This is a genomic window from Coleofasciculus sp., from assembly GCF_046539235.1.
Taxonomy (GTDB): domain Bacteria; phylum Cyanobacteriota; class Cyanobacteriia; order Cyanobacteriales; family Coleofasciculaceae; genus Coleofasciculus.
The window spans coordinates 1-4,697 of record NZ_JBKHHI010000483.1 but is presented as its reverse complement, the minus strand read 5'-3'; the positions used below and the strand labels follow the sequence as shown (position 1 = coordinate 4,697).

Sequence of the window (4,697 nt, the reverse complement as noted above, 5' to 3'; positions counted from 1 at the left end):
ACCACCAACCTCTCAACAAAACCCGCCCAATTCTCCAGGTTTAGACGATAACCTTCTGGAAAAACCAATAACCTCTCAACCCAATCCCCCTTATGCCCAAATCCTGGAACAGTTACGAGAGGATGAACAGCGTCAGCGGCGGACGGTGCTAATTTTTGACCAATTTGAGGAGTTCTTTTTTGTTTATACGAATCTGGCTGAACGGCGACTATTTTGGCAGTTTTTGGCAGACTGTTTGAATATTTTATCCGTGAAGGTGATTCTATCGCTACGGGAAGATTATTTGCACTATTTGTTGGAGTGCAATCGCCTGGATAGCATGAGTGTGATTGGTCATGATATTCTGGGGAAGAATGTGTTGTATGAATTGGGGAATTTTTCGCCAACCGATGCCAGGTCAATTATAGAAGATTTAACCACGCGATCGCGCTTTTATTTAGAACCTGCTTTAATTGACCAACTGGTGAAGGATTTGGCGGGTACAACCGGGGAAATCTTACCGATTGAATTGCAGGTAGTGGGGGCGCAGTTACAGGCGGATAATATTAAAACATTGGCGGAGTATCGGGAGTTAGGGACAAAAGAAGAATTAGTTAAGCGCTATTTGGAGGAAGTGGTTGAGGATTGTGGCGCGGAGAATCAGCAGGCGGCGGAATTAGTGCTGTATTTGCTGACAGATGAAAAAGGGACTCGTCCGCTAAAGACTCGCGCTGAATTGGAACGGGATTTAGAGGGATTAGCAGCGGATTTAACCAGGGAAGCGGGTAAGTTGGATTTAGTCTTAAGGATTTTCGTGGATTCGGGTTTAGTGTTTTTGTTACCGGAAGTTCCGTATGGTCGTTATCAATTAGTTCATGATTACTTGGCGGCATTTATTCGTCAACAGCAACAACTGGGATTATTAGTGGAGTTAGCGGAAGCCAAGGAGAAGCAGAAATTAACGGAAGCAAAATTAAGGCAAGCGCTACAAGATAAAGAGGAACTTTTGCACCAGGAAAAACAGGATAGTAAGCGAGCAGAAATTGCTGAAATTGAAGCCTTAAGTTCATTATCGCAAGCTTTACTATTATCAAATGATCAGTTAGGCTCATTATTAGCTAGCGTCAAAGCAGGCAAAAAATTACAGCAAGCCGAAGTGCCATCTGAGAGTAAGACTCGGATAGTGGGGAGACTATGGCAGGCAATCTACTCAGTGCAAGAATACAATCGCTTTCAAGGCAATAATAGCGCTATCAAGACTATCAGTTATAGTCCTGATGGACAAATACTTGCCTCTGGTAGCGAAGACGGTATGGTGAAACTTTGGGGCAAAGATGGAACCGTCTGGCACACTTGGCATGGACATAGTAATCAGGTGTGGAGTGTCAGCTTTAGTCCCGACGGACAAATAATTGCCTCAGCTAGCCTTGACTGTACAGTTAAACTCTGGTGTTTAGATGGTACAGAAGTGCAAACTTTTCGGGGGCATAATAGCTGGATTACCAGCGTCAGTTTCAGTCCTGATGGACAGATAATTGCTTCTGCTAGTCGTGACCGTACTGTCAAACTCTGGCGTTTAGATGGTACAGAAGTGCAAACTTTTCGGGGGCATAATAGTTGGATTACCAGCGTCAGTTTCAGTCCTGATGGACAGATGATTGCTTCAGCCAGTCGTGACTGTACTGTCAAACTCTGGCGTTTAGATGGTACAGAAGTGCAAACTTTTGAGGGACATACTGATCAGGTTTGGAGTGTTATCTTTAGTCCAGATGGTAAGATGATTGCTTCAGCCAGTTATGACCAAACCATTAAACTTTGGCATCTAGATGGCACACTGTTGCGAACTATCGAGGGACATAGCGATTGGGTAATTGGTGTTAGTTTCAGTCCCGATGGACAAATGATTGCTTCTGCTAGCACTGACCATACTGTAAAAATGTGGCATTTAGATGGCAAAGTCGTGCGAACGTTTGGGGGACATAGTAGTTCCGTTTATAGTGTCAGCTTCAGTCCTGATGGCTGTATGCTTGCCTCGGCTAGTCGTGACCGTACTATCAAACTTTGGCGTCTATACGACACACCTATGCAAATCTTTCAGGGACATAAAGATTGGGTCAACAGCCTCAGTTTTAGTCCTGATAGTTCCAGATTTGTCTCAGCCAGCCGTGACTGTACTGTTAAACTTTGTCATTTAGATGGCAGGGTTGTGCAAACGTTCCGAGGACACAAAGGTTCGGTTTATGGTGTCAGTTTTAGTCCCGATGGTCAGATGATTGCCTCGGCTAGCACTGATCACACCGTTAAACTTTGGCGTCTAGATGGCACAGTTGTGCAAACGTTCCGAGGACATAACCGTTCGGTTTATAGTGTCAGTTTTAGTCCTAACGGACAGATGATTGCTTCGGCTAGCCGTGACTGTACCGTCAAACTCTGGCGTCTGGATGGTACACTTATGCAAACGTTTAATGGACATAGTAGTTGGGTCAATCACCTCAGTTTTAGTCCCGATGGACAGATAATTGCCTCAGCTAGCACCGACCACACTGTCAAATTCTGGCATTTAGATGGTACACTTGTGCAAACCTTTGACAAACATAGGGCTGGAGTCAATAGCCTTAGCTTTAGTCCCGATGGACAAATGATTGCCTCGGCTAGCACTGACCAAACTGTTAAACTCTGGCGTCTAGATGGCACTGTTTTACAAACCTTTTACGAACACCGCGCCGGGGTCAAAAGCGTCAGCTTCAGCCCCGATGGACAAATGATTGCCTCGGCTAGCGATGACCGCACTGTTAAACTCTGGCGTCTAGATGGCACTGTTGTACAAACCTTTTACGGACATAGCGCTGGGGTTAGAAGTGTAAGCTTCAGTCCCGATGGTCAGATCATTGCCTCGGCTAGCGATGACCGAACTGTGATTCTACGAAATTTGGATCTAGATAATTTACTGATACTTGGTTGTGATTGGTTACGAGATTACCTGAAGACTAACCCAAATCTGAATGAGAGCGATCGCCGCATCTGCGACAGTATTAATAGTAACAGTTAGTCGTTTAGTCAGTGCGCGTAGGCGCACCATTCTTTGTATAGCTGCGATTTCCAATCGCCAGGTATGATCTTATGACTGATTCTATTAATTCTTTTTGCAACCGCTTCAACACCCCCAACACTTGATACAACTCATTCCCTCGCCGTCTCAGCGTAAACTCATCGGACAAACCATATTGAGGCATATCTTGTCGCATCAATTTAATAAACGTAAAATGACTCCCATTAGTCACCAATCCAAACGTAGGTTGTAAAAGATTCGGACTATTGAGCATATAAAACAACGCTTGCGGTAACGCTTCACTCAAACTAAACCGCTTACTTTTTGACTCAATCACTGTCACCCACAATTGCTGATGTAACACCAAAACATCAATTCGTCCCCGCACCACTTCATCCTTTTCCTCAACCATAATTTCCACTTGTTTCTCAGCCACCGGACGAAAAGGATATCTAAATAAGCCAGCCAGGGACAATAACGGCGACAACACAACCATTTTGACAATTTCTTCATGGACTGGATATTTTTCCAGTGCCAAAAAATCCGCCTTAACTTGGTCTAGCCATTCCTTTTGAGCTGCTGTAAGTTCGGGTAATTTCCCCTGCCATTCCCCAAAAAAATGCTCATCCTCAACTTGTTGCAGGTGAAATTTTTCTTCCACATCATGCAAGGTTAATTCACTGGCTTGAATCACTTGTGCCATAATCCTTGAGTCCTTGGCTAGCATCCTTTTAGTATAAGGGTTTGAGCCGCTAATGGAACGGGACGCGATCGCGTTGTTCGGCATTTAAACCCTAATGCCAATAATGGCGAAATCCTTGCTGTAGTGCGTTTAGCGAAGCCATGCCGCAGGCTTTGCATCTGGCTCGCTACATTGAGCATCTTGCTCGCTACTAATACCCTATTTCAATGCATGACAGCTTATTCTGTTTGTTGCCATCGCTTCAATACAGCCAAGACTTGATACAACTCATTCCCTCGCCGTCTCAGCGTAAACTCATCCGACAACCCATATTGAGGCGTATCTTGCCGCATCAATTTAATAAACATAAAATGACTTCCATTCGTTGCTAATCCAAATGTCGGTTGAGATGGATGCGGATTCTTGAGCATATAAAACAACGCTTGTGGTAAAGCTTTATCCACACTAAACTGCTTATTTTTTGCTTCAACTACTGCTACCCATAATTGCTGCTTTAACACCAACACATCTATCTTTCCTCGCACAATTTCTTCCTCATCCTTCGCTGCAACTTGTACCTCAGCATCTGGGTGAAAAGGATAACGAAAGAAGCCAGCCAGTGAGAGCAATGGTGCTAACACGACCATCTTGACAACTTCCTCATGTAGGGCATATTCTGAAATTGAAATAAAATCTGCTTTGACCCGATCTAACCATTGCTTTTCCCCATCTGTTACCTCTGGCAAATTATCCTGCCATTCTCGGAAAAACTGCTCATCATCAACCTGTTGCAGATTGAACTTTTCTTTGACATCATGCAGGGTTAGTTCACTCGCTTGAATTACTTGTGCCATAATCGTTGAGTCATTAGCTAGCATTATTTTAGAATAAGGGTTTAAGCCGCTGATGGAATGGGACGCGATCACATATCTGAAAGGTTATCATATAAGCACTTCAGAATTTAAACCTTAATGTCAATAATAGCGA

At 44.0% G+C, this 4,697-nt stretch carries 4 protein-coding genes; 1 reads left to right on the top strand and 3 read right to left on the bottom strand.

The features are described 5' to 3' along the window. Nucleotides 1-3,028 (top strand): WD40 domain-containing protein (locus tag ACLFWI_RS27180; protein ID WP_446415521.1); only part of this gene is annotated, 3,028 nt, incomplete at its 5' end. A gap of 4 nt (nucleotides 3,029-3,032) precedes the next feature. Here ACLFWI_RS27180 and ACLFWI_RS27175 read toward each other — a convergent pair. Genes ACLFWI_RS27175 through ACLFWI_RS27165 form a run of 3 tightly spaced genes read right to left on the bottom strand, consistent with a single transcriptional unit; the run spans nucleotide 3,033 to nucleotide 4,564 of the window. Next, a complete protein-coding gene (locus tag ACLFWI_RS27175) occupies nucleotides 3,033-3,731 on the bottom strand; it encodes a restriction endonuclease subunit R (protein ID WP_446415520.1) in 699 nt (232 codons plus the stop codon). A gap of 17 nt (nucleotides 3,732-3,748) precedes the next feature. Then, on the bottom strand, nucleotides 3,749-3,910 hold the full coding sequence (locus ACLFWI_RS27170) for a hypothetical protein (protein ID WP_446415519.1): 162 nt from the start codon (nucleotides 3,908-3,910) through the stop codon (nucleotides 3,749-3,751). A 39-nt stretch (nucleotides 3,911-3,949) separates the two neighbouring features. Beyond that, the gene (locus ACLFWI_RS27165) at nucleotides 3,950-4,564 is read right to left on the bottom strand and encodes a restriction endonuclease subunit R (protein ID WP_446415518.1); all 615 of its coding nucleotides are present in this window, start codon (nucleotides 4,562-4,564) and stop codon (nucleotides 3,950-3,952) included. Nucleotides 4,565-4,697: the final 133 nt, after the last annotated feature.